The 22,016-nt window shown below is 37.9% G+C and carries 19 protein-coding genes and 6 tRNA genes; 16 read left to right on the top strand and 9 right to left on the bottom strand.

The features are described 5' to 3' along the window. Positions 1-20: 20 nt before the first annotated feature. From dapE to K6I41_RS03305, 3 genes are all read right to left on the bottom strand, one after another. Positions 21-1,157 carry a succinyl-diaminopimelate desuccinylase gene (gene dapE / locus K6I41_RS03295; protein ID WP_250375195.1) on the bottom strand — a complete coding sequence of 379 codons (1,137 nt, stop codon included), beginning with the start codon at positions 1,155-1,157 and terminating at the stop codon, positions 21-23. Positions 1,158-1,283: 126 nt separating this feature from the next. Further along, entirely contained in the window at positions 1,284-1,427 is a 144-nt protein-coding gene (locus K6I41_RS03300) for an entericidin A/B family lipoprotein (RefSeq protein WP_003655297.1), read from the bottom strand. Positions 1,428-1,549: 122 nt separating this feature from the next. After that, positions 1,550-2,431 carry a DUF1853 family protein gene (locus K6I41_RS03305; protein ID WP_250375196.1) on the bottom strand — a complete coding sequence of 294 codons (882 nt, stop codon included), beginning with the start codon at positions 2,429-2,431 and terminating at the stop codon, positions 1,550-1,552. Positions 2,432-2,534: 103 nt separating this feature from the next. Here K6I41_RS03305 and K6I41_RS03310 point away from each other — a divergent pair, with 103 nt between their 5' ends. The 8 genes from K6I41_RS03310 (at position 2,535) to K6I41_RS03345 (ending at position 4,420) form a co-directional block, all read left to right on the top strand. Continuing rightward, a complete protein-coding gene (locus K6I41_RS03310) occupies positions 2,535-2,894 on the top strand; it encodes a YbaN family protein (RefSeq protein WP_005309821.1) in 360 nt (119 codons plus the stop codon). A gap of 98 nt (positions 2,895-2,992) precedes the next feature. Continuing rightward, positions 2,993-3,496 carry a cell wall-recycling L,D-carboxypeptidase ElsL gene (elsL, locus tag K6I41_RS03315; protein ID WP_198307111.1) on the top strand — a complete coding sequence of 168 codons (504 nt, stop codon included), beginning with the start codon at positions 2,993-2,995 and terminating at the stop codon, positions 3,494-3,496. 206 nt (positions 3,497-3,702) lie between these two features. Continuing rightward, positions 3,703-3,778 (top strand) — tRNA-Val (locus K6I41_RS03320). A gap of 24 nt (positions 3,779-3,802) precedes the next feature. Beyond that, a tRNA-Asp gene (locus tag K6I41_RS03325) sits at positions 3,803-3,879 on the top strand. A gap of 47 nt (positions 3,880-3,926) precedes the next feature. Continuing rightward, a tRNA-Asp gene (locus K6I41_RS03330) sits at positions 3,927-4,003 on the top strand. A gap of 86 nt (positions 4,004-4,089) precedes the next feature. Continuing rightward, positions 4,090-4,165 (top strand) — tRNA-Val (locus K6I41_RS03335). 36 nt (positions 4,166-4,201) lie between these two features. Then, positions 4,202-4,278, top strand: a tRNA-Asp gene (locus K6I41_RS03340). A 66-nt stretch (positions 4,279-4,344) separates the two neighbouring features. Then, positions 4,345-4,420, top strand: a tRNA-Val gene (locus tag K6I41_RS03345). A 366-nt stretch (positions 4,421-4,786) separates the two neighbouring features. Here K6I41_RS03345 and K6I41_RS03350 read toward each other — a convergent pair. From K6I41_RS03350 to yccS, 4 genes are all read right to left on the bottom strand, one after another. After that, positions 4,787-5,572: a YdcF family protein gene (locus K6I41_RS03350; protein ID WP_198307112.1), complete on the bottom strand. Its 786-nt coding sequence runs from the start codon at positions 5,570-5,572 to the stop codon at positions 4,787-4,789. A gap of 114 nt (positions 5,573-5,686) precedes the next feature. Next, entirely contained in the window at positions 5,687-8,269 is a 2,583-nt protein-coding gene (locus tag K6I41_RS03355) for a PepSY domain-containing protein (RefSeq protein ID WP_250375197.1), read from the bottom strand. A 156-nt stretch (positions 8,270-8,425) separates the two neighbouring features. Beyond that, on the bottom strand, positions 8,426-9,001 hold the full coding sequence (locus tag K6I41_RS03360) for an SdpI family protein (protein WP_004789292.1): 576 nt from the start codon (positions 8,999-9,001) through the stop codon (positions 8,426-8,428). A gap of 100 nt (positions 9,002-9,101) precedes the next feature. Then, complete coding sequence (gene yccS, locus K6I41_RS03365; protein WP_034596023.1) at positions 9,102-11,276, bottom strand: YccS family putative transporter; 2,175 nt, start codon at positions 11,274-11,276, stop codon at positions 9,102-9,104. A 127-nt stretch (positions 11,277-11,403) separates the two neighbouring features. On the opposite strand from yccS, the gene K6I41_RS03370 reads away from it, so the two are divergent. Next, positions 11,404-12,618, top strand: coding sequence for a multidrug effflux MFS transporter (locus K6I41_RS03370; RefSeq protein WP_192836047.1), 1,215 nt, complete (start codon positions 11,404-11,406; stop codon positions 12,616-12,618). 25 nt (positions 12,619-12,643) lie between these two features. Here the strand turns inward: K6I41_RS03370 and K6I41_RS03375 are convergent, their stop codons facing one another. Beyond that, positions 12,644-13,351, bottom strand: a complete 708-nt coding sequence (locus tag K6I41_RS03375; RefSeq protein ID WP_199987498.1) for a nitroreductase — start codon at positions 13,349-13,351, stop codon at positions 12,644-12,646. Positions 13,352-13,858: 507 nt separating this feature from the next. On the opposite strand from K6I41_RS03375, the gene K6I41_RS03380 reads away from it, so the two are divergent. The 6 genes from K6I41_RS03380 (at position 13,859) to sbmA (ending at position 19,981) form a co-directional block, all read left to right on the top strand. Then, positions 13,859-14,062, top strand: coding sequence for a hypothetical protein (locus K6I41_RS03380; RefSeq protein ID WP_151767610.1), 204 nt, complete (start codon positions 13,859-13,861; stop codon positions 14,060-14,062). Positions 14,063-14,219: 157 nt separating this feature from the next. Beyond that, positions 14,220-14,387 (top strand): hypothetical protein, encoded by a 168-nt coding sequence (locus K6I41_RS03385; protein WP_250375747.1) that lies wholly within the window; start codon positions 14,220-14,222, stop codon positions 14,385-14,387. Positions 14,388-14,486: 99 nt separating this feature from the next. After that, positions 14,487-15,962, top strand: a complete 1,476-nt coding sequence (locus K6I41_RS03390; RefSeq protein WP_111856211.1) for an alanine/glycine:cation symporter family protein — start codon at positions 14,487-14,489, stop codon at positions 15,960-15,962. Between the two features lie 170 nt (positions 15,963-16,132). Next, entirely contained in the window at positions 16,133-17,107 is a 975-nt protein-coding gene (locus K6I41_RS03395) for a patatin-like phospholipase family protein (RefSeq protein ID WP_250375198.1), read from the top strand. Between the two features lie 204 nt (positions 17,108-17,311). Beyond that, positions 17,312-18,547 (top strand): threonine ammonia-lyase, encoded by a 1,236-nt coding sequence (locus K6I41_RS03400; RefSeq protein WP_013196924.1) that lies wholly within the window; start codon positions 17,312-17,314, stop codon positions 18,545-18,547. 237 nt (positions 18,548-18,784) lie between these two features. After that, entirely contained in the window at positions 18,785-19,981 is a 1,197-nt protein-coding gene (sbmA, locus tag K6I41_RS03405; protein ID WP_111856212.1) for a peptide antibiotic transporter SbmA, read from the top strand. 42 nt (positions 19,982-20,023) lie between these two features. Here the strand turns inward: sbmA and K6I41_RS03410 are convergent, their stop codons facing one another. Further along, positions 20,024-20,773, bottom strand: coding sequence for a DUF4850 domain-containing protein (locus tag K6I41_RS03410; protein ID WP_151989007.1), 750 nt, complete (start codon positions 20,771-20,773; stop codon positions 20,024-20,026). A 124-nt stretch (positions 20,774-20,897) separates the two neighbouring features. On the opposite strand from K6I41_RS03410, the gene K6I41_RS03415 reads away from it, so the two are divergent. Then, on the top strand, positions 20,898-21,962 hold the full coding sequence (locus K6I41_RS03415; RefSeq protein WP_250375199.1) for a DUF1176 domain-containing protein: 1,065 nt from the start codon (positions 20,898-20,900) through the stop codon (positions 21,960-21,962). The last annotated feature ends 54 nt before the right edge of the window (positions 21,963-22,016 follow it).

Raw genomic sequence — 22,016 nt, forward strand, 5'->3', positions numbered from 1 at the left:
TTGAGTTCCTTTTTTAATTTTTATTTAGCTAATAAATTTTCTAAAATTTGCTCATAAATATCAGTCAGGGGATCGAGGTCATGCACGTCAACATGTTCATTAATTTGATGAATTGTTGCGTTAAGAACTCCTAACTCCAATACCTGTGCACCTGTCGGAGCAATAAAACGTCCGTCCGAAGTACCACCACTTGTTGAAAGCTCAGTTTCAGTACCAGTTACATTTAAAATAGCAGTTTGAGCGGCATTAACCAGTTCACCGATTGGAGTCAGGAAAGGTAAACCAGACAAATTCCAAATAATTTCATATTTTAAACCGTGTTTATCTAAAATCTCATGAACACGTTGTTTAAGCTGTTCAGCTGTCACTTCTGTTGAATAACGGAAGTTAAAAGTAACTTCTAAAGTACCCGGAATTACGTTGGTTGCACCAGTTCCAGCATGAATATTTGAAATCTGAAATGATGTTGCTGGGAAATATTCATTTCCATTATCCCAAACGGTTTGGCATAGCTCTGTTAAAGCGGGTGATGCTTCATGAATTGGGTTAAGTGCTAAATGTGGATAAGCAACATGGCCTTGTTTACCTTGAACCTTTAATACTGCATTAAGTGAACCACGACGCCCATTTTTAACAATATCACCTAATTTATGAGTACTTGAGGGTTCACCTACTAAACACCATTTAATTTTTTCGTTACGTTCTTCAAGAGTCTCAATAACCTTGACCGTACCATTAACAGCAGGGCCTTCCTCATCTGAAGTAATCAGGAATGCGATAGAACCTTTATGGTTTGGATGTTTTGCTACAAAACGCTCAGATGCGACAACCATAGCTGCCAAAGCTGTTTTCATATCTGCCGAACCGCGACCATATAATTTTCCATCGCGGATTTCAGGTACAAATGGATCTGAATTCCAAGCTTCTAATTTACCTGTCGGAACGACATCAGTATGACCTGCAAAACAAAATACAGGCTCTTCAGTTCCACGACGTGCCCAGAGATTATCTACATCACCAAAACGCATTGGTTCAATATGAAAACCAACTTGGCGTAAGCGGTCTGCCATGATGGTCTGGCAAGTATGATCAACTGGAGTAACAGAAGGTTGTTGTAAAAGTTCTAGGCTAAGCGAGAGAGTATCTGAATGGTTCATACCGGAAATTGCGTGCTGATCAGGTGAAATATAGTCCGATATAATAGGCGAATCTCTACGTGATGGGTACGTAAAAATAAAAAAACCTTATCAGAACGATAAGGTTTTTTTAGTGATAACTCTAACTTACATTTTATCTTGTGTTTTTTCAGCAGTATTCGTTACAGCATCACCTGCTTTAGAAACATCTTTACCAAAACCCTTAAACGTATTACAGCCTGTTAAAACAACAGCAATCATGACAGAAGCAGCTAAAACTTTTTTCATCATTTTCTCCGTTTAAATTTAATAATGAAGTAAATTTAGATTAAAAAACAAACGGAAAAAGAAACATGACTGTTTAATAGTAAAAACGTTATAAAATGTTTCTAGAATCTTAAATTTATTGTTAATTATTTAAATTTCTGGAAGTTGGACTTAAATTTTAAATATGAAGGATGTCTAAACATATAAAACAGAACTTCCTGACCATTTTTACAATATAAACCGTCTGTCCACCAATGTGCTGGGGCGGAACTAGGTTGTTTATTTGGACACAGCCATTCCTGTCTTTCTAGTCGATAAAAAGAAGAATGAGGAATTGTGGTGCCCCAATACCCTAAACGACGCTGTAAATTTATCCAGTCAGGTAGCGGCTGTTTTAAATTTAAATCTAGAGGAAGATAAAGCTGACCCTTTAAAACTGAAAAACGTTGTTGAATTTCAAAGTTTAAGGCTTCAGAAAACTGAAATTGTTTGTTCGTAAAATGATAAAGCTTTTTGCTTAAAGTATCCTGACGGTTTAAGCCAATCCATTGTTCTAAATGTAAATCTGCCTCACCGAGATAATATTTTAAGGCTACCTCCCAATGTTCAATTTCTTGAGTTTCTTTATTTAAAATTAAAAAATCTAGTTCTCCTAAAGTTTTTGCTCCCTCAATTTTTTGAATACTATGTCCTAATAGTTGATAGGAGTGATACTGATCCTCTTGCAACCAAAACCAGAGTAGATGCTCAAAGCGTAAACCTAAGCGTGTACTTTTAAGCTGAGATAAAAACCGAATTAAAGGCTCTGGAGTTTGATCAAGCTCTTTCAAACGCGGCAAATAGTTTTGAAAATGAACCTCCCAAAACTCACTTGTATGTAACTTGAAATGATGTTGTATATCTAAGCTTTTTGGTATTTGACAAAGTAAATTTGGACTAGCAATACAAAAAGCGAGTTGTCTAACTATAGGATGTTGAAATTGAAGCCATGGCTCGAAATAGGACGTTTTAACTGAGGCAATATTCATACATTTAATACTCGAAGTAATTCATCCTAATTTCATAACGGATCAACAAAAAATATTAGAAAAACACTTTATACTAACGCTAACAGCAGGTTAAGGTTTATATATGCGAACATTGTTCTGGCGCTCTTTGGTCGTGATTTTTATCACGCTAGGCATTATTGGAGCAATTTTACCAGGTATGCCAACAACAGTGTTTTTGATTCTGGCTGCTTGGGCTGCGTCAAAAGGCTGGCCACAAATGGATAATTGGTTGTTAAATCATCCTAAATATGGTCCAACGCTACGTGATTGGCGAGCCAATGGCACAGTGCCTCGTAAAGCGAAGTGGATTGCAAGCATAATGATGGCGATTAGCGGAATTATCATGCTATTCACTTCAGCACCACTTTTAGTCAAGGTTTTTACTGATCTTACTATGTTCATCGTTGCAGTTTGGTTATGGCTACGCCCTGAGCCAAAATAAAAGATTGATAATCTTTTATTTCCAGTGTAAGACAAGCCCTTACAACAATTTTTTAATTAAACTCAATGTATTTGAGTTGATATAAGAGAATAAGTTCAATGTCTCAATTTAAGCTCGAAGATGCGGATGTTCTTATCGATTTAGCAAACCAAACATTAACTTTGCCTAAACATAATAAGTTCTATGTCATTTCTACAGGAAAGAATGGAATTGGTGAGCAGGAAAACACGGGTAGAACACCGCGCGGATGGCATAGAGTAGCAAAGAAAATTGGTGCCGAGTCCCCACAAAATGCAGTTTTTATTGCACGTAAGCCAACGGGGGAGGTTTATAGCACTGAGTTAGCTACCCAATATCCTCAGCGAGACTGGATACTTTCTCGTATTCTTTGGTTAGATGGACTAGAAGAAGGTTTTAATAAAGGCGAAGGTCACGACACCATGCAGCGTTACATTTACATTCATGGAACGCCAGACACGCAACCAATGGGGGTGCCAATGTCACATGGCTGCGTTCGAATGCGTAATGAAGAAATCATTGAGCTATTTGATTTAGTTACTGAAGATGCGTTAGTTTATTTATCTGAACAATCTTTAACCTGAGAGCGAGTTTTATCTAATCTTGATGAGCTGTGCAAATGTGGTAAATATTGAAATAAGTGTTTAAATAAAATACAAAAAATTGTTTTTTACTTAATAATGACTTATTTTTAATCATTCATTCGCATTTTTTTAAAAAGAAGTCGAAAAGCGTTTGACACCTGTTAAAGATTCTCTATAATGCACCTCACAAACGATGAAGACGTTAAGGGCGCTTAGCTCAGTTGGTAGAGCGTCTGCCTTACAAGCAGAATGTCGGCGGTTCGATCCCGTCAGCGCCCACCAAGCCTTTACGTTAAGCTCTCAAGTGCAGCGGTAGTTCAGTTGGTTAGAATACCGGCCTGTCACGCCGGGGGTCGCGGGTTCGAGCCCCGTCCGCTGCGCCACTTAAGACTTAACATCGTTTACCCCACAATTTCGATATTGTGAAAGTGCAGCGGTAGTTCAGTTGGTTAGAATACCGGCCTGTCACGCCGGGGGTCGCGGGTTCGAGCCCCGTCCGCTGCGCCACTTTTCAGTTCGGGTTGTGTTTGGAAGAAGGTTTGAAATGTAAAAATTTTAAATCAAAAAATTAATGAATAATTAGTTTTCTTCTAGGGCGCTTAGCTCAGTTGGTAGAGCGTCTGCCTTACAAGCAGAATGTCGGCGGTTCGATCCCGTCAGCGCCCACCATATATGTGACCATACTTTATTTTAAAGTATTGTAGTGCAGCGGTAGTTCAGTTGGTTAGAATACCGGCCTGTCACGCCGGGGGTCGCGGGTTCGAGCCCCGTCCGCTGCGCCATTCTCTTGATTCCCTTGTTTAGAGAATGTAGAGTATAAAGATACATTCGCTATCTTTTCTCATTAAGGGCGCTTAGCTCAGTTGGTAGAGCGTCTGCCTTACAAGCAGAATGTCGGCGGTTCGATCCCGTCAGCGCCCACCATTATTTCTTTCAGAAAATTTAATTTCCTAAATTAATTCTTCCATAAATATCTTTTGCTTACATGTAAACATATTTACTATGTGACTAGATATATTTTTCAATTTTCCATTCTAAAAAATAAAGTTTTACTCCTTTGAGTTATTTTTCTATTGATTTCAATTTTTTAACTTTAGTACTTCTATACTTATGCCTTCGATGGGTTCCTAATCCTCATTAAATTTGTTTCATTCGAGACTAAATATAAGAATTTAATCTGCAATTTATTATCTTCGGCTTAGATCGACTTTATATTTGTACTGATTGCTAATATTTTGGCAAATAAAAAACTGCTATTTTTTGAATAGCAGTTTTTCGACTAAATTACTTTTAATATTCGTTTAGAAGCCATCCACTCGCATACGCGAAATATTCACGTAACCATGCATTGTAGCGAGTAGCTAAAGGTGTTTCGGCTGCTACTCCATAAACTTGGGTATAGCCCTGTTTCTTTGCAATTGCTACTGCTCTAGGAATATGAAAATCACTTGTCACAATAGCAATTGGTTGGTTTAAGTTAATGTGCTGCTGTGCTAATAGTGGTTTACTATTTTTTAAATTAAGCTCAGTACTGGTACTTTTATCTTCAAGAATCATTCGTTCTTTTGCAATATGATACTTTTGTTCAAGATAACGAGACATCACTAATGCTTCGCTTTCTTTTTCTGAAAAATCTAAACCACCTGTTAAAACAACTTTTGCTTGCTGTTGTTTAAGCGCTAAAGGGGCGGCTGTATCTAAACGTTTTGCAAGAATTGTAGATGGTTGACCATTTTCGACACCGCTTCCTAAGACAATAATTGCTTTTACTGGAGGAATATTATCTGAAGTATCTTTATTTTCTTTAATAAAGCTAAAAAAATAGCCTAAGCCAATTAGCCATATCCAGAAGCATAGCCACCCAAAACGCCAAAATGTATGTAAGCGATAGTGGTAGAAGAAAAAGCGTTCTAAATGATAATAAAATAAAGAATATAGGCAGAAGAAAGCACCTAAAATGAAAGGAATAATTGTGCCTACATTAATTTTATTGAGACAAATTAAAACTAATCCATCTAGAAATAAAATCGAACCAATGATTGCTAGGAAAATACGGATCCACTTACTGACTTGCATTGTGCTTAGAGTTGCAATTTAAATTGCAGACAGTGTATGCAAAATCATTCTGAATGCAATAAAAAACCGAGTAAAGCATTTAAGCTGTTACTCGGTTTTTGTTTTTATTGATCTTTAATAGACGTCACGGCGGTAACGGCCTTGTTGCCTTAACTCATCTACTTGTTCTTCACCTAGAATTTCGATAAGTGCTTGATCGACTCCACTTGCCATACCATCAATACTACCGCATACATAAAGAACCGCACCGCGTTCTATCCAGCTTACTAATTCTACTGCATTCTGGCGGATTACATCCTGAACATACACACGTTTTTCTTGATCTCTTGAAAATGCTAAATCGAGGCGTTTTAACATTCCTGTTATTTGCCATGCCTCAATAGTTGATGAATAGAAGAAATCACAGGCTCTTTGACGTTCACCAAAGATTAACCAGTTTTCAGTGTAATCATGACGTGTACGGGTGTGTAATAGGCTCATTAAACCAGCAATACCTGTTCCGTTACCAATACAAATAATAGGGCGGTTATCATCAATAAGATGGAATGATTCATTGGTACGAATACGCAAGGCAATTTCATTATTAACTTGCGTATGTTGAGTAAGCCAACCCGAACCTAAACCTAAGTTACCAGATGCGTCATATTGTTGGCGTACAACCAAACGAAGGACTTGCTGAGAAGGAATACTCGCAATCGAATACTCTCGCGTTGGTAGAGTAGGGAGCTGCTCTAATAAATGATCCAGATTCGCAAAGGGTTCAATTTCGCCCGTTAAATCTTTATTCCAAAGAGCTTTTTCGATTGAAATCTGTAAAGAATCAACTTTTGTATTTTTAAGAATATGATGTTTCTGCAAAAAGTCGTGAATACGTTCAGGACTATTACCTGATTGAATTTCAGCAATATCACCCGCTTGCCATAGTGCTTCGTGCTTTGCATTAAGCTCAATATTATAAGCAGGTTGACCTAAGCTATTTGGATTGAGTAGGTCGCGTTTTTGCAATATCCATGTATCAAATACTTTTTCTAAATTTACCGCATGCAAATCTAATTTAGTTGCTTTCGCGAGTGCCTGATTCCAGTTCTGAATATCCGCTAAGTTTGCATTATCAACTTCAATTGTACTAAAGAGGGTATGAGCACCATTAGCTTTAAGCCAGACATCTACCGCATGTCCAAAGCTACAATAAGTATCAGGATATTCTTTAGAACCTAATGCCAAAACAGCATAGTTGATGTGTTTAAGATCTAGATTTGCTTTTAAAAGCTTTTTAGCAAAGCTTGTGGCGAGATCTGGTGCATCACCAGTACCATAAGTACTGATCACAAATAGAACTTGCTCATGCTGCTCTAAATCAAACTGTGTTAGCTGCTGTACAGGTTTAACCTGAACAGGTTGATGAGCTTCTTGTAAACTTGTTGCTGTACTCCAAGCGAGTTGTTCGGCTACACCTGTCTGAGTTGCATAGGTAATAAGCCAAGGTTTCGCATTTGGATCAATGTATTGTCCAGCTAAAGACTGACGAGCCGCCTGTGTTAATTTTTTCTGTTTACGGCGTTTAAGATAAAGCATCCATCCTGTAACCAAGAACAAAGGCATGGCTAATGAGGCAAGCATTGCACCAAATTGATAAATTGGTCCAAAGAAACTACCACGATGCACTGGTAACATGCTGCTCATGATCTTTTGATTAAGCTTTTTATCTTCGTAAAGCTCCATCTTTTCGATATTACCAGTTTGATAATTATAGATGGCTTGGTTACGTGCACGCTCATGTTGCGGCGTAGCATCGACAAAGCTTAACTCAACTTTTCCATCATCTTTTTTCGGTAAGTTCAATGTTAGTGTCGAATAATCACGCCCGACCTGACTATTGAAGCCACTCCATGTTTGATTAAGTGCTGTAATGAGCTGAGTATTATCTAATTGAGGCTCTGATTTTTTATCCTTATTACGGTCAGATTGTTTACCTTGTTGCATTCCACGATTTTGAGGAGTGGCACCATGACCCTGTGGTTTAGGTTGTTCAACTCCCATCACTTTGAACATGCCACTACGCCACCAGTCATAAGACCAATATAGACCTGTACACGCGAAAAGAAGATAAAAAACAATGACCCACGTACCTACAACAGCATGTAGATCCCAAATAAAATTTCGGCCTTTCAACTTCGGCTTAACAGCGAGCCATTGACGAGCAGAATGCTTTTTAGGCCAACGTAAATATAACCCACTGAGTACAAAGTAAATTAACATGAGTGCGCATGCACCAGTAATTTGTTTACCAACTTCACCAGCTGTTAAATTACGATGAATTTGCTGTATGAGTAACAACAACTTTCGGCCTTTTACATCTGGCAGAACCTGAGCATTATATGGATTAACCATCATATTGTAGCCACGGCGTTCACCCTCTTTTTCAATATTCACAACAGAAGAAGAGGTGGGGTCCTTGGCAATCGTAATGCTATTAATTTTAATTTCAGGCTGAGTTGTATTGAAATGTTGATATAGCTGAGCAGGAGTTAATTTTGGAGTGTTTTCAGCTTGAACAACATAACTATCAGAATTCACCCATTTTAAAATTTGTTGATCATAAGAATAAATTGCACCTGTTACACCCATAATGGATAAGATGAGGCCAGCAGTAATACCCAGAAACCAATGAATTTGAAATAAAATTTTTTTAAACATGGTCGAAAATGTAAATATGATGGAGATCTTGTAACGAAGTATAGCCGAAGATTGGGGAGATAATATGGATTTTGGAGATAATATTAATTTTCATTATCATTTATTTTTACTTTAATAAAAAAACCTCCATCAGGAGGCTTTTTATAGAATCTAGAATTACAAGGTTTTTGGTTCACCTACAGATTCTTTTAAGTGAGTGCGAATCGTGTTGAACGAGAAGTTCTTAGAATCCATGCGCTTAGGTAGAATATAAGCACCTTGCTGCTCTTGACCTTTTGGATCTTTCACTTTGAAATTAACCAAAATGAAATCAGGTGCGTTGTACCATTCGTAGATATTTTTCCATCCAATAGTACCTACGCCTTCTTGATGGCCCATTTGCTGACGCATAACGATGCCATGAGGCTGTACACCTAAACGAATACCTTTGATTTCCTGTACTGGAAATTCATTCATTTTGCGTTTAACGTACCATTCTAATCCGTATTTACGACCTAGGTAGTAAAGTACTACAGCGACAATAGCAACCCAGCAAAAAACAGTAGAGTAGTTCTTAATAAAAATAAGACCTAATATAGCTAGGGCTAAAACGACACCCATAATTGCCCAAATTTTTGTGCTGATTTTATTAGTGCTGCGCCAGATAAGAAGCTGTGCATTACGTTGTTCAGCTTCTGACACGTCATATGGAACGGGCTGAAGCGTATAAGCGTATAAAGTTTTCGCGGTCATAGTGCAAATAACAAATTGTAAACTGTTTTAAGTTTAGCACTAATTGGCATAAGTCAGGAACGGATATTATGCCAATTTCATACTAATTTCCGACTCAAATTTATAACGATGCAAGCTCGCTGGCATCGTTATCAAGATCATGACTTAGACGTTGTTTTAACATACTAAAACGGTTCAATACACCAAGCATGAGCGAGAGCTGCTGTAAAATAATGAGTGATTTTTGGTCATCTTCATCATTTTGGCTTAAACGTTGACGTATCGTTTGGAGCATATTTTGTGCTGTAAGATCAGGCATTTCGTCTCTTAATAGCGCACCTTGAATATCATCAAGGGCTTGGTCTAATAGTTTAAGGACAGCTTGATCCTGAATGTTTTCTCGATGTGCTCCAAGTGCCGCGATATAACTTAAAAATGTATGGTTTAAACATAAAAATTCAAAAATATCGGATTTACGAGTCGGGTCAAAGTCTGGTTCAGTTGCTAAAGTTGAAATAAGTGAAGCAACTTCAGCATCAGTATTATGTGCAGCTCGACGTACAATTCGGTAATTTAGCGCATGATTACGGCCTTCATGATATTGTTTGACAACTTCGGCTAAATAATTACATTGAGCTTGTAGTGAGCGTCTGATGTTACGAGGCAAACGTCGGAATTTCCAGTCAGGCCAAATAAAGGTCACCCCAAACCAAGCTAAAGCACATCCCATTAAAGTATCTACAAATCGAGGAATGGCAGCAGCCATTGCTGAACCATCTAGATTAAAGTTAATTAATGCCAAAATGGTGATAAAGGCAGTTGCCTGTGCATATTGTTTACTGCGTAATTCAAAAAACAGGACTCCACTTAATATCAACATGAATAGTTGTCCTTCCGTCGAAGGAATTAAGAAGATAATCGCAAGTCCAACAACAATACCCACTAACGTCCCAACAATTCGTAGGCGTAAGCGGCGCTTGGTCGCGTTAAAGTTGGGTTGGCTTACAAATAGAGCTGTAAGCATAATCCAGTAACCATATTCAATATGGGTCATTTGAATAAACACATATCCAATAAACAAAACAATTGAGACACGAATTGCATGGCGGAACAGCACAGATTCAGGAGTTAAGTTTTGTTTTATTCGGATGACGATATCATTCCATCCTTGTAAATCATCATCTTTCAGCTGGTTCTCGGCTTGTTTTACTTTATCAGATTGAATGTGTTGTTCAGTTTCCAAGTTGAGTAACTGGGAATCGATAGACTTTAAATTTTGGTATAAAGCGAAAAGAGCATTTACCCATAAAAGGTCATAATGCTGATCACGACGTAACTTTTCTAAAGAGAGGCGTAGGTTTTCAAAGCTTTGTTTAAACCTTTTATTATGGTTATAAGGTTTACGTTGCAAAATACATTCGTTTAACTCTTGGCAAGCTTTACCTTGAACTGCCAAAATTCGTTGGAATCTAAATAAAATATCACTGTGTTGAAAAATTTTGGCTAATTTTTGATAGTCAATATGGGCTGAGTCAGCACGTTCATGAATATCTTGAGCAACAAAATAATAATGTAAGCTTCGGCGAGTATCTTTTTGTCCACGGTCGCCTTTTAAACGAGTCAGTAAAGCTGTTTTTAAGTCATTAAAAATCGTAATCAACTTACCGTTTTCTAACGACAGCTCGATCATACTTTGCTGATAGCTGGCAGGGGTCATATCTACATCAAACAAATTTGATTTTGCAAAAAGAAAATCGCCTAGGGATGCATAAGACGCAGCCAGTTTGTCTTGTAGTTGTCGAACCGGAAATAATAAAAAGCTAATAGTAGCAATGAGGCCATACCATGCAGCGCCTGCAACTAAAAGGGCAGGTTGGATATACCAATGATCAAAAAGGTGAACACCTAGCATGGTATAGACTGAAACAACTAAACAGCCATAAGAGATGGTTGCGTAACGACGTCCTAATGAACCGAGTAAAATCCAGCCAATACATGATGCAATTAACCCTAAAGCAAAAGCCATTGGGTAGGGGAAAAGTAGTTGTACGGAAGCAGCGGTAACGAAGAACCCAATATAAGTATAAATCAGGTTCATGATTCGCACGGAAAAGCGATCATCAATATCGCTTAAGCCTGCCGCGACTACACCTAAAGTGAGTGGAATGGTTGCTAATTGATAGCCTAAAAAATAAGGCACGAAAGCAGTTCCTGAAAAGGCTATCAGCATTCGTACGTTATACATAAATGTTGTGTTATAAGTCGCTCTTTTTAGGCGTTTAAACCAAGATTTCAAAGGAAGTCCTTGCTGATCAACCTGAGTGATAAAGGATTTGTGTATTTCTACACCAATGTTGCACAAATCATACGATAGACAGTGTAAGCTTGTCTGTATGCAAATGATTGAAAAATGAAATATCGTTATGTCTGAACAAACAGCCCAGCGTCAATACTCTATTGGCTGGATTATGCTGCTCGCTTTGCTTACGGCTTTAGGGCCATTATCCATCGATATGTACTTACCTGCTTTGCCACAAATGGCTCATGATTTTGGGGTAAGTACGCAAATGGTGGCAAATACATTACCAGCTTACTTTTTTGGTTTAGCTGTTGGGCAATTAGTTTATGGTCCTCTAAGTGATCGTATTGGTAGAAAAAAACCACTTTATTTTGGTCTCGCACTTTACGCAGTCGCAAGCTTATTTTGCGTATTGGCGACAAATGAATGGGGCTTGATTGCTGCTCGTATTTTGCAAGCTTTAGGTGGCTGTGTGGGCGTGGTCATGGCTCGTGCAGCAATACGCGATAAATTAGACGTTCAAGGCTCGGCACAAGCTTTTTCAAGCATGATGATTGTAATGGGACTTGCACCAATTTTGGCACCTATGATTGGAGCATGGATTTTAATCTGGTTCCCTTGGCAAGCTATTTTTATTGCCCTTTCAATTGTTGGCGTTATATGTTGGCTGTGTGTACATTTCTTCTTTAAAGAGACCTTGGCAACTGATAAAAGGCTTAAGCTTTCACCATATCAAGTAGTGACCCTCTATGGGGCTATTTTCAAAGATACGAGCTTCCGTTTACCTATGTTTGCAGGGTGTTTAACAGGAGCAGCGCTATTTTGTTATATCAGCTCAGCACCAGCAGTGTTTATGGATCAGTACGGACTTAATCAGCAAGAGTTTGCTTATGTATTTGGACTGAATGCTTTTGGCATTATGTTGATGTCATCTTTAAACAAGCACTTAACAACACGTGTTGAAATCACTAAACGTTTAACAGCTGGTTCAATGGTACAAGTAACAGGAGCAACCATTGTACTGATTGCTGGTTTAATCCCAGCAGCGCCTTTATGGCTTGTAATGTTAGGGCTATTTTTAGCGATTTCAGGGATTGGTTTAACAGGACCAAATGCAATGGCGTTGGCAATGTCCAAACAAGGCGCTCGCGCAGGGACAGCGAGTGCAATCATGGGAAGTATGCAATTCGCTTGTGGCCTGTTAGGTGGTGTATTACTTAATTTCCTTATTTGGTCTGCGTCGCTCAATATGGGCGTGATGATGGTGTTATTTACACTAAGCGGTTTTATTGTCGTATTAAAAGCGACGAAACAGGTAGCAATAAAGCCATTCTCATAGTTTTAAGAGAATGGCCACTTATATATTATTCGTCTAGAAAAACTGCGAAATTTTCAACTGGTTCTCTAGGGGTAATAAAGGTATTTACAATGTGGTTGGGATCAGCATGACCTAACGCAATTGCACATACGAGCTCTTCTTCATCTGATGCACCCAAGATATCTAAAACAACAGGGTGAAAATGGTTCCAAGCTGCTTGTGGGCATGTATCTAAACCACGTGCCTTGGCAGCAACCATCACGTTCTGGATCATCATTGCGATATCCATTTTAGATCCGATTCCCATCGTTTTATTTACAGTAAAGAAAAGGCCGACTGGAGCATCGAACAGTTTGAAATTACGTAACTGCTGTTCCGCCATTTTTTCTTTTTCACCTTTTTTGATTTCAAGTAGACCATAGAGTCCCCAACCATTTTCACGGCGGCGATCAATAAAAGGCGATATCCATTTCTCAGGATAATAGGCAAAGGTTTCTTTATATTTTTCTGCAAGCTCTGGGTTTTTTGAAACTTCAATTTGTGCTGCACAAACACGCTCTACCATTTCATCACGCTTGTTGCCTGTTACCACATAGACTTTCCATGGTTGAGTATTTGTTCCAGAAGGTGCTCGACTTGCAACTTGTAATATATCTTTAATGACTTCTGACTCAATTGGAGTATTTAAAAAAGCGCGGACAGAATGTCGAGAAGTGATGGCTTTATCAACGAGACGAACTTGTTCCTGATTCATGAGTACTCCTACATCTTTTTCTTAAATATTTCATACTTTTTGAAGCTTAATTTCATGCTTTGAAAGTACTTCATTTATAAGCAAAAAATATTAGAAAAGAGATATCCTTACAGGTATGATAATTTAATTAGTCTAGACATATTGTCTGATTAATTATAATTCGAATATGCCACTTTAGATTTAAATAAACAAAATAGTGTGATTTTGTCGGTTATAAAAATAAAAGCATAACAATGAGTGGGTGAAAAATATTCAATTGAAATAAAGGTATAATATGTTTAAAAACAGTACAAAACGGATAGTTTTATATAAAATATGACCATTTTTTATATAAAATTTTAATGAAAAATATACACAAAACTTTAAATTTCTGCATAATACCGACTTTTTTACGCAGGTATGATTTCTCCATACTCACGTTAGGAAATGCTGGCTGCAAACAAAATCCTTTTACAAAAAGGATTTAGATGCAGAAATGGAGAAATACACGAGGTATAGGAGCTTTACATGAGTTTACCACTCATCAACAAGCAGTTCATGAAACAAGGATTGGCGATTACCATTGCAACCATGAAAATGAACGTAACTCAAGCAGCTACTGAGCCACAAAAAATACAACAGCTTAGTACAGGTCTAAACGCACTCTTCTTTGATCATGAAGAAAAGGGCGCAGATAATCGCGTTATGGCGATGGCTCGTTACAGTCTTTGAAATTTATATCCAGTTTAGACATTTGTTCAAAAGTATATGTAAATATGCTTATTGGCTTAAATCCAGATTTTGTAAAACTCGCTTAACTGATGGGAATCATTAGACGAGTTTATTTAGCGGTGGTCATTTGTTAGTTTCCAAGTTTGTAGCTGAGTCGATGCATACTGTTTTTCCGAAAGCGGAAAAGTTCAGTAGCGCAATGATATTCTTTTATCTGAAGGTCGCTTTCTCTCATGCAACCTTCAAAGGCTTAGTGTTGGGCATGATGTTGCTTAAACTTGTGACGGTAATTGCTATTCAATTGACATTAAAATTTTTTTCTTGAATTTACTGAAAAGTCCCGGTTTTTAGGGGCTTTTTTGTTTATTGCAGTATTTTGGCATGTGCTTTTAGCACATTAGCAAGGAACGTAAGCGGACCGAGTATGAATGAACAACTCAATGCCACACTGATGTCGTGGGTAAAATTTTTTAATGACCCTTTATGGGACTTTTTGGTTATTTTCTTGCTAGCTGTAGGTATTTTTTATACGGTCTTAACAGGAGCTGTGCAAATTCGCATGTTCTTGCAAAGTATCCGAGTGATGAAAAGTAGTCGTACAGAAGGGGAAGATGAGCATGGTCTTACACCTTTTCAGGCGTTTGTAACTGGCCTTGCGAGCCGTGTTGGGGTAGGTAATATTGCTGGTGTAGCAATTGCTATCGCAATTGGCGGTCCTGGTGCAGTTTTCTGGATGTGGGTAACAGCTGTTCTTGGTATGAGCTCTGCTTTTATTGAGTCTACGCTTGCTCAGCTATTTAAAGTTAGAGATAGTAAGAGTAAACAGTTCCGTGGTGGACCAGCCTACTATATTACTCAAGGTTTGCGCAGTAAAACCTTTGGTGTGGTCTTCGCACTTGCATTGATCTTTACCTACGGTTTCGTATTTAACTCAGTTCAAATCAACGCGATTGCTAATGCATCTTCACATGCTTGGGGTTGGGATAAAGCTAATCTTATTGCTCATTTAGGTGGCGTTGATCTAGAAATTTCATGGGTTGGTATTGCGCTTGTCGTTATGGTTGCATTGGCAATTTTTGGTGGTATTAAGCGTATCGCTAAATTCGCAGAGATGTTTGTACCTTTAAAAGCAGGTCTTTACCTATCTGTTGCTCTCTATATTGCAATCAGTAACTATGCGATTTTGCCTGATATTTTAAAGCTGATTGTGACTGAAGCTTTCAATTTTAATTCTGCAGCAGGTGGTTTCTTTGGTGCGGCAGTGTCAATGGCAATGATGCAAGGGATTAAGCGTGGCTTGTTCTCTAACGAAGCTGGTATGGGTTCTGCACCAAACGCAGCGGCTGCGTCTGATGTAAAACATCCTGTAAACCAAGGTTTGGTACAAATGCTCGGTGTATTTGTAGATACTTTCATTGTATGTACAAGTACTGCAATCATTATTTTGGTTTCTGGTGTTTACCAAGATGCAGGTTTTGTCGGTGTTGAATTAACTCAACGTGCTTTAGAAACTCAAGTTGGACATTGGGGATCTGATTTCCTTGCTGTTCTATTATTCTTATTCTGTTATTCAGCTGTACTAGGTAACTATGCCTATGCAGAAGGTAATGTACAGTTTATTAATAACAACCCGAAAGTCATGTTCATCTTCCGTATTTTTGTATTGGTGATGGTGTACTTCGGTGCAATTGGTAGTGTTCCACTCGTTTGGTCTATGGCTGACTTGTTTATGGGTATCATGGCAACCATTAACTTGATTGCAATTTTACTGTTAACACCGATGGCACGCACATTGTTGAAAGATTACCGTGAACAATTGAAAAAAGGCATTAAAGAGCCTGAGTTTAAAATTGATAAATATCCGGAATTGAAGAAAAAAGTTGATTCAGATATCTGGTAAGTTACAAAAGGCCTCTTATAAATAAGGGGCCTTTTTCATAAGAGGGATAAATAAAATACTTGAGTCTAAATTTTAAACATGACAAATTAAATAAATTCAATACAGCTTTTAACGAGACTAACAACTAAAATTGCAATCCGAACTTAAACCTCATAGTGCGAAGATAGGCCATGAAACAGCTTAAATTGTGGGTTCTCGGACTCTCTATGGTGTTGGCAGGATGCCAGACCACTACACACTTATCTGCTGCGCTAAAATCACCAACAGCAGAGGCTTATGCTCGCTCTGTTGATCAGCCATTTGCACGAATTAAAAAACAGCAAAAACGTCCTGTGGTTGCGCTCGTATTGGGTAGCGGTGGAGCACGAGGTTATGCTCATATAGGTGTCATTGAGGTTTTGGAACAACATGGTATCCGACCAGATTTTATTGTAGGTACCAGTGCGGGTAGTATTGTTGGAGCACTTTATGCCAGTGGTAAAAGTCCTGCTCAATTACGTGATACTGCTTTAAAAATGAAAGCTGGTGATGTGCGTGATATTAGTATCGGACTAAAAGGTTTTTTTGATGGTAAAAAAGTAGAAAACTACGTTAACCAGCAAGTAAACAATATTCCACTCGAAAAAATGAAAATCCCAATGTATGTGGTTGCAACTGAATTAAAGCATGGCACTAAAACCGTATTTAACTATGGTAATACTGGGCAGGCCGTAAGAGCTTCTGCTTCAATTCCAAGTATGTTTGTACCCACTAAAATTGGTAAATCAGAATATGTAGATGGCGGGTTAGTGAGCCCTGTACCAGTTGAAGTTGCACGAGATTTAGGCGCTGATGTCATTATTGCCGTTGATATTTTAGCTCAGCCGATTTACACAGAAACATCGAATGTCTGGGGACTGTTTAACCAGAATATTAATATTATGCAAGGTCGTTTGGCAGCAGAAGAATTACGATATGCGGATGTTGTTATTCAGCCAGATTTAAGAGAAAAAGCGCATATTTTTGATGTGAAAGGCCGTGAAGCTACCATGAAATCTGGTATCGATGCAGCCAATGCCAAACTTTCCGATATTCAGTTTGCTATTGATGAAAAAATAGCTGAACAGAATATGTCTACTGAAGGGTTAAGTGCGCAAACTCAATAATTTGATGTTAATTATTTGAAAATTAATTAAAAAGCCTGAATAGGGCTTTTTTTTATGGAAATTTAAATCCTTAATTTTTGGAATAAAAATTTTTGTATATTAGGTATATGTTGGATATGCTGAAAACTCTGATGATCAATATAAAATATTGATGTCATTTTTAAAAAATAATTGATTTGTAATGTATTGAGGCTGACTAGATAAATGATACAGCAACAGGTTAAAAATGGGTTTCCAACATTAGATGATGTTCATGCTGCCGCAGAGCGTTTAGAAGGTTTAGTCGTAAAAACTCCTTTTGTTTTCTCAGAAACCATTTCTAAAACCTTAGGGGCTGAGATGTGGCTGAAATTTGAAAACTTACAATTTACAGCTTCTTTTAAGGAACGGGGTGCACTGAATAAACTGTTGTGTTTATCTGACCAAGAAAAACAACATGGTGTTATTGCAGCTTCGGCAGGTAATCATGCGCAAGGTGTAGCGTATCATGCTCAGCGCACAGGCGTGACAGCAACTATTGTAATGCCGAAATCCACACCTAATGTAAAAGTACAACGAGTGCGAGAATATGGGGCGCGAGTCATTTTACATGGACAAGACTTTTCAGAAGCTGCTGCTGAAATGCACCGTGTTGCACAAGAAGAATCTTTAACAATTATTCATCCATTTGACGATGCAGAAATTATTGCAGGTCAGGGAACTATTGCGCTCGAAATGCTTGCAGCTGTTCCTGAACTAGACATTTTAGTTGTGCCAATTGGTGGTGGTGGTCTAATTTCTGGTATTGCGATTGCTGCTAAAGCTATCAATCCCAAAATTAAAGTGATTGGGGTGCAATCGGTTGTATATCCAAGTATGGCGAAACTTCTATGCAATTATCAGCATGCCGTTTCAATGGGCTCTACAGTTGCAGAAGGTATTGCGGTAAAAACTCCGGGTGAGCTTACAACTCAAGTTGCTAAACAATATGTTGATGACATTGTTGTTGTTACTGAAGACATGATTGAAGAGGCAATTGCGCTGTTACTCAATATTGAGAAAACAGTATGTGAAGGGGCCGGTGCGACAGGTATTGCTGCGATTATGTCTCGTCCTGATCTATTTTTAGGTCATAAGCTTGGTGTAGTGCTTTCTGGTGGCAATATTGATACACGCGTTATGGTCTCTGTATTGCAACGTCATTTAACGCGTACAGGGCGTATGGTTCGTATTCGTGTTGAATTACCAGATAACCCAGGTGCTTTAGCCCGTTTAACAGCAATCATTGCTGAGCAAGGCGGCAATATTTATGAATTGCGTCATGAACGCTTTGCAGCGACAAGCCGTGCCAAAGAAAGCGCCGTGAGTGTTGATGTTGAGCTTAAAAGCGCTTCAGATCTAGATTTGCTGATTCAGGCAATGCAGTTGGAAGGTTATATTGTTCGTAAAGAAGAGATTTAATCTCTGATATTGCTGTGTTATAAAAGCCGTATATGGCTCTATCAAGAGTCATATACAAGGTAATTTAAATGGATTAAATTGCCAAAAAGGGATTAATTTACAAAAAAACGATCAAATCCTTCAATGAAACGGGAAAAATTGACAATTCTCTAAACTTTGCCCTTCACAATTTTAAGGTTTAGGTTTTAGTATTCCTTTCATTGTAAATTTGAAGAAATATAAGGATATCCACGCTCAATGTTCAAATCATTCTTTCCATCACCACGGTATTTTTTTATATCTGTAGTTATTTGGCTCGCGCTAAATATGGTGCTCTGGTATACGGGGGGAGATCACTGGGGAGAGTATTTAGGCTTTCCTCATGGTTATGCAGATGCTGAATTGCCTATTGGGGTAAGCCGTTTTTGGTCACCTGCATTTTTATGGTTTTATCTCTGGTTTTTAGTCTCTACTGCTCTTTTTGCTGGCTTTTGGAAAGTTATTTCTAATAATCCATGGCAGCGTTGGTCTATATGGGGTTCGGCATTTATTTTATTTAATATCTGGTTTAGCGTTCAGGTCAGTGTTGCGATTAATGCATGGTATGTACCATTTTGGGATTTAATTCAAAAAATGCTTTCGAGTGGCGGGGGAAATGTTTCGGCACTATATAGTGAGACAATGGTCTTTCTTTATATTGCTATGGTTGCTGTGACTCTTGCTGTAATTAATGCTTTTTTCACAAGCCACTATGTATTCCGTTGGCGTACAGCAATGAATGAATACTACACAGAACATTGGGAACAACTGCGTCATGTTGAAGGTGCTTCGCAGCGTGTGCAAGAAGATACCATGCGCTTTGCAACAATTTTGGAAGATTTAGGGGTAGAGTTAGTAAAAGCAGTTATTACATTGATTGCGTTTTTACCTATTTTATTTCAGCTGTCTAAACATGTTTCCGTTTTACCTATTGTTGGTGAGCTAAATCACTCTTTAGTATGGGCCGCAATAGTGTGGTCAATTTTCGGTACTGTTCTATTAATGGTAGTAGGGATTAAGTTGCCAGGTTTGCAATTTAACAATCAGAAAGTAGAGGCGGCTTATCGTAAAGAGTTGGTCTATGGTGAAGACCATGCTGATCGCGCACAACCTGCTACCTTGCGTGAGTTATTTAGTAATGTACGTAAAAATTATTTCAGACTTTACTTCCATTATGCCTATTTTAATATGACAGCTATTTGGTATGGCCAACTTGATGTTTTATATAACTTGGTTGTCCTTTTCCCATCAATTGCTGCTGGTAAGCTCACATTAGGTTTGATTCAACAAATTGCAAATGTATTTGGGCGTGTACGTGAATCCTTCCAATATTTAATTAGTTCATGGAAAACAATTATTGAATTACTTTCGATTTATAAGCGTTTAAAAGCTTTTGAGTCGATACTACATAAATAAATGAAAACCCGCGAAAGCGGGTTTTTTTATAGGTGTAAAAATTTAATGAGTTGAGTTGTAAAAATTAAGAATAGGACCAACCAATGACTGTTGTGATTTATCTAAGGTGACTTGAATTTCTTTATAGTTAAAAGTGTCCTCATCATCATATTTAGCAATGCCATGCGTTTTATTATTCACTTGTGGAATTTGATAGCTAAAAAAAGCAACTTTTTTGGAAGGATGAACAATATTGATTAGTTTTTTAGGGTCTTTATAACCACCGAATTCATTTTCAAGACTTTCTTTTAACAGCTCAGGAAAATAAAGCGTTGCATTTGGTAGTCCACAGCCAACACAGAATGAAGAATCATAGAGTTCTATTGCTTGTTTTTGATCTGCACTCATTATTAGAGCAAAACCAGTCCCGTTAGCACCTGCATTTGCTTGCACATCTTGCCAGTTTTTTGGAACGAGTACTAAACCTGTTTCAGGTAATGCAAGAAGCTTGAGTTGTTTTGCATGTTGAGCATCGAGTTTAAAATTAAAATGACAGCTTTTAGGTGTACAGGTTTCAAAATCTTTGAGTAAACCATTCTCTGTTGGACTTTGTGCTGTAACACCATAAAATGGCACTGTAACGCCGTTTAAAAACTTTGCTTCTCCTAGAGCGTAGAACTGATTATCTGCTTTGCGGGTTGCAGCAGAGCTATAAAACTTTGGGAAATGAGGCGTAAAGCTTTTTACTTCTGCATAAGCAGTTGAAGTTAGACTGACCAATGCTGTGCATAATAAAAAATTTAATTTTTTCATTTTTAGAAAGTAATCAATTTAAATCTTATATAAATCTAACATATTCTTTTAAACTGTAAGGTAATTCAAAATTGAAAACTGTTTTTAACTTCATAATAAAACAGACCAGCAGAGACATGAAAAAATGAAAAAAATCCTTTCAATTTGCTGTTTATCAGTCATCAGTTCTTATGGTTTTGCTCAAATCATAAACGGTATTTCATTTTCACACCAAGAATGGGAAATCTCTTGTAGCAATACGGGTACATGTAAAGCCGCAGGCTATCAAAATGAAGACAATGGTGATAATCCAGCATCGCTTTTATTGGTGCGTAAAGCAGGGCCAAAACAACCTGTACAAGCTGAATTTGCTTTATCAGACTATGAGCAAAGTTTGCCAGCCAATCAGCTTAAAAATATTCATTTTTATGTAAATGGCAAAGATTTAGGCGCTGTGACTATAGATGGTACCGATTTGCCATTGATGGGGAAATTGAATAACTCACAAGTCAACGCTGTACTACAGCAGTCTAAACAGAAAACTGAAATTGTATTTAAAAATGCTCAACATCAATGGAAAATTTCCGATGCAGGAATGACCGCTGTGCTATTAAAAATGGATGATTTTCAGAAGCGTATTGGGACTGTTGGTGCTTTGGTAAAAAAGGGCAGTGCCAATGAAACTAAAGTACTTATGCCTGAGCCAAAACTGGTTGTTAAACATATTAAAACGACAGCTAAACCTTATTTAACGCTACAACCGAAAAGTAAGCAGTATCAAGCAATACACCGTAGCTTGATGGCAGCTAATCAGAATCCTAAAGAAGACTTTTGTGAAGGAATTTATGGCGGTAATAGTGATGGAGCTGAACCACAAGAAATCGAGCTATATAAACTAACCAATAAGAAAGTTTTGGCGACTACATTGTGTTGGAGAGGGGCTTATAACGAAGGGTATGGGGCATGGGTGCTCGATGAGTCTTTGACTGGTAAAGCAACGTTTGTGACAGAAACAGCTTCTGATTTCGATAGCAGTATTATTAGTAGTGCTCAAAAAGGAAGAGGCATCGGCGATTGTTGGGCAAGTGAAGAATGGGTCTGGGACGGCAAGAGTTTTGTACAGACTAAGGATATGTGGACAGGGATGTGCAAAGGCTTGGCAGCAGGTGGAGTGTGGGAGCTTGATCGCATTGAAGCTATTGTAAAATAATGCATTGAATATATAAGAATAGTCTAAGGAAATAAAATTTTGAATTATAAAATT

Origin of the sequence: Acinetobacter sp. AS23, assembly GCF_023612055.1 — a bacterium.
GTDB classification, from domain to species: Bacteria; Pseudomonadota; Gammaproteobacteria; order Pseudomonadales; family Moraxellaceae; genus Acinetobacter; species Acinetobacter oleivorans.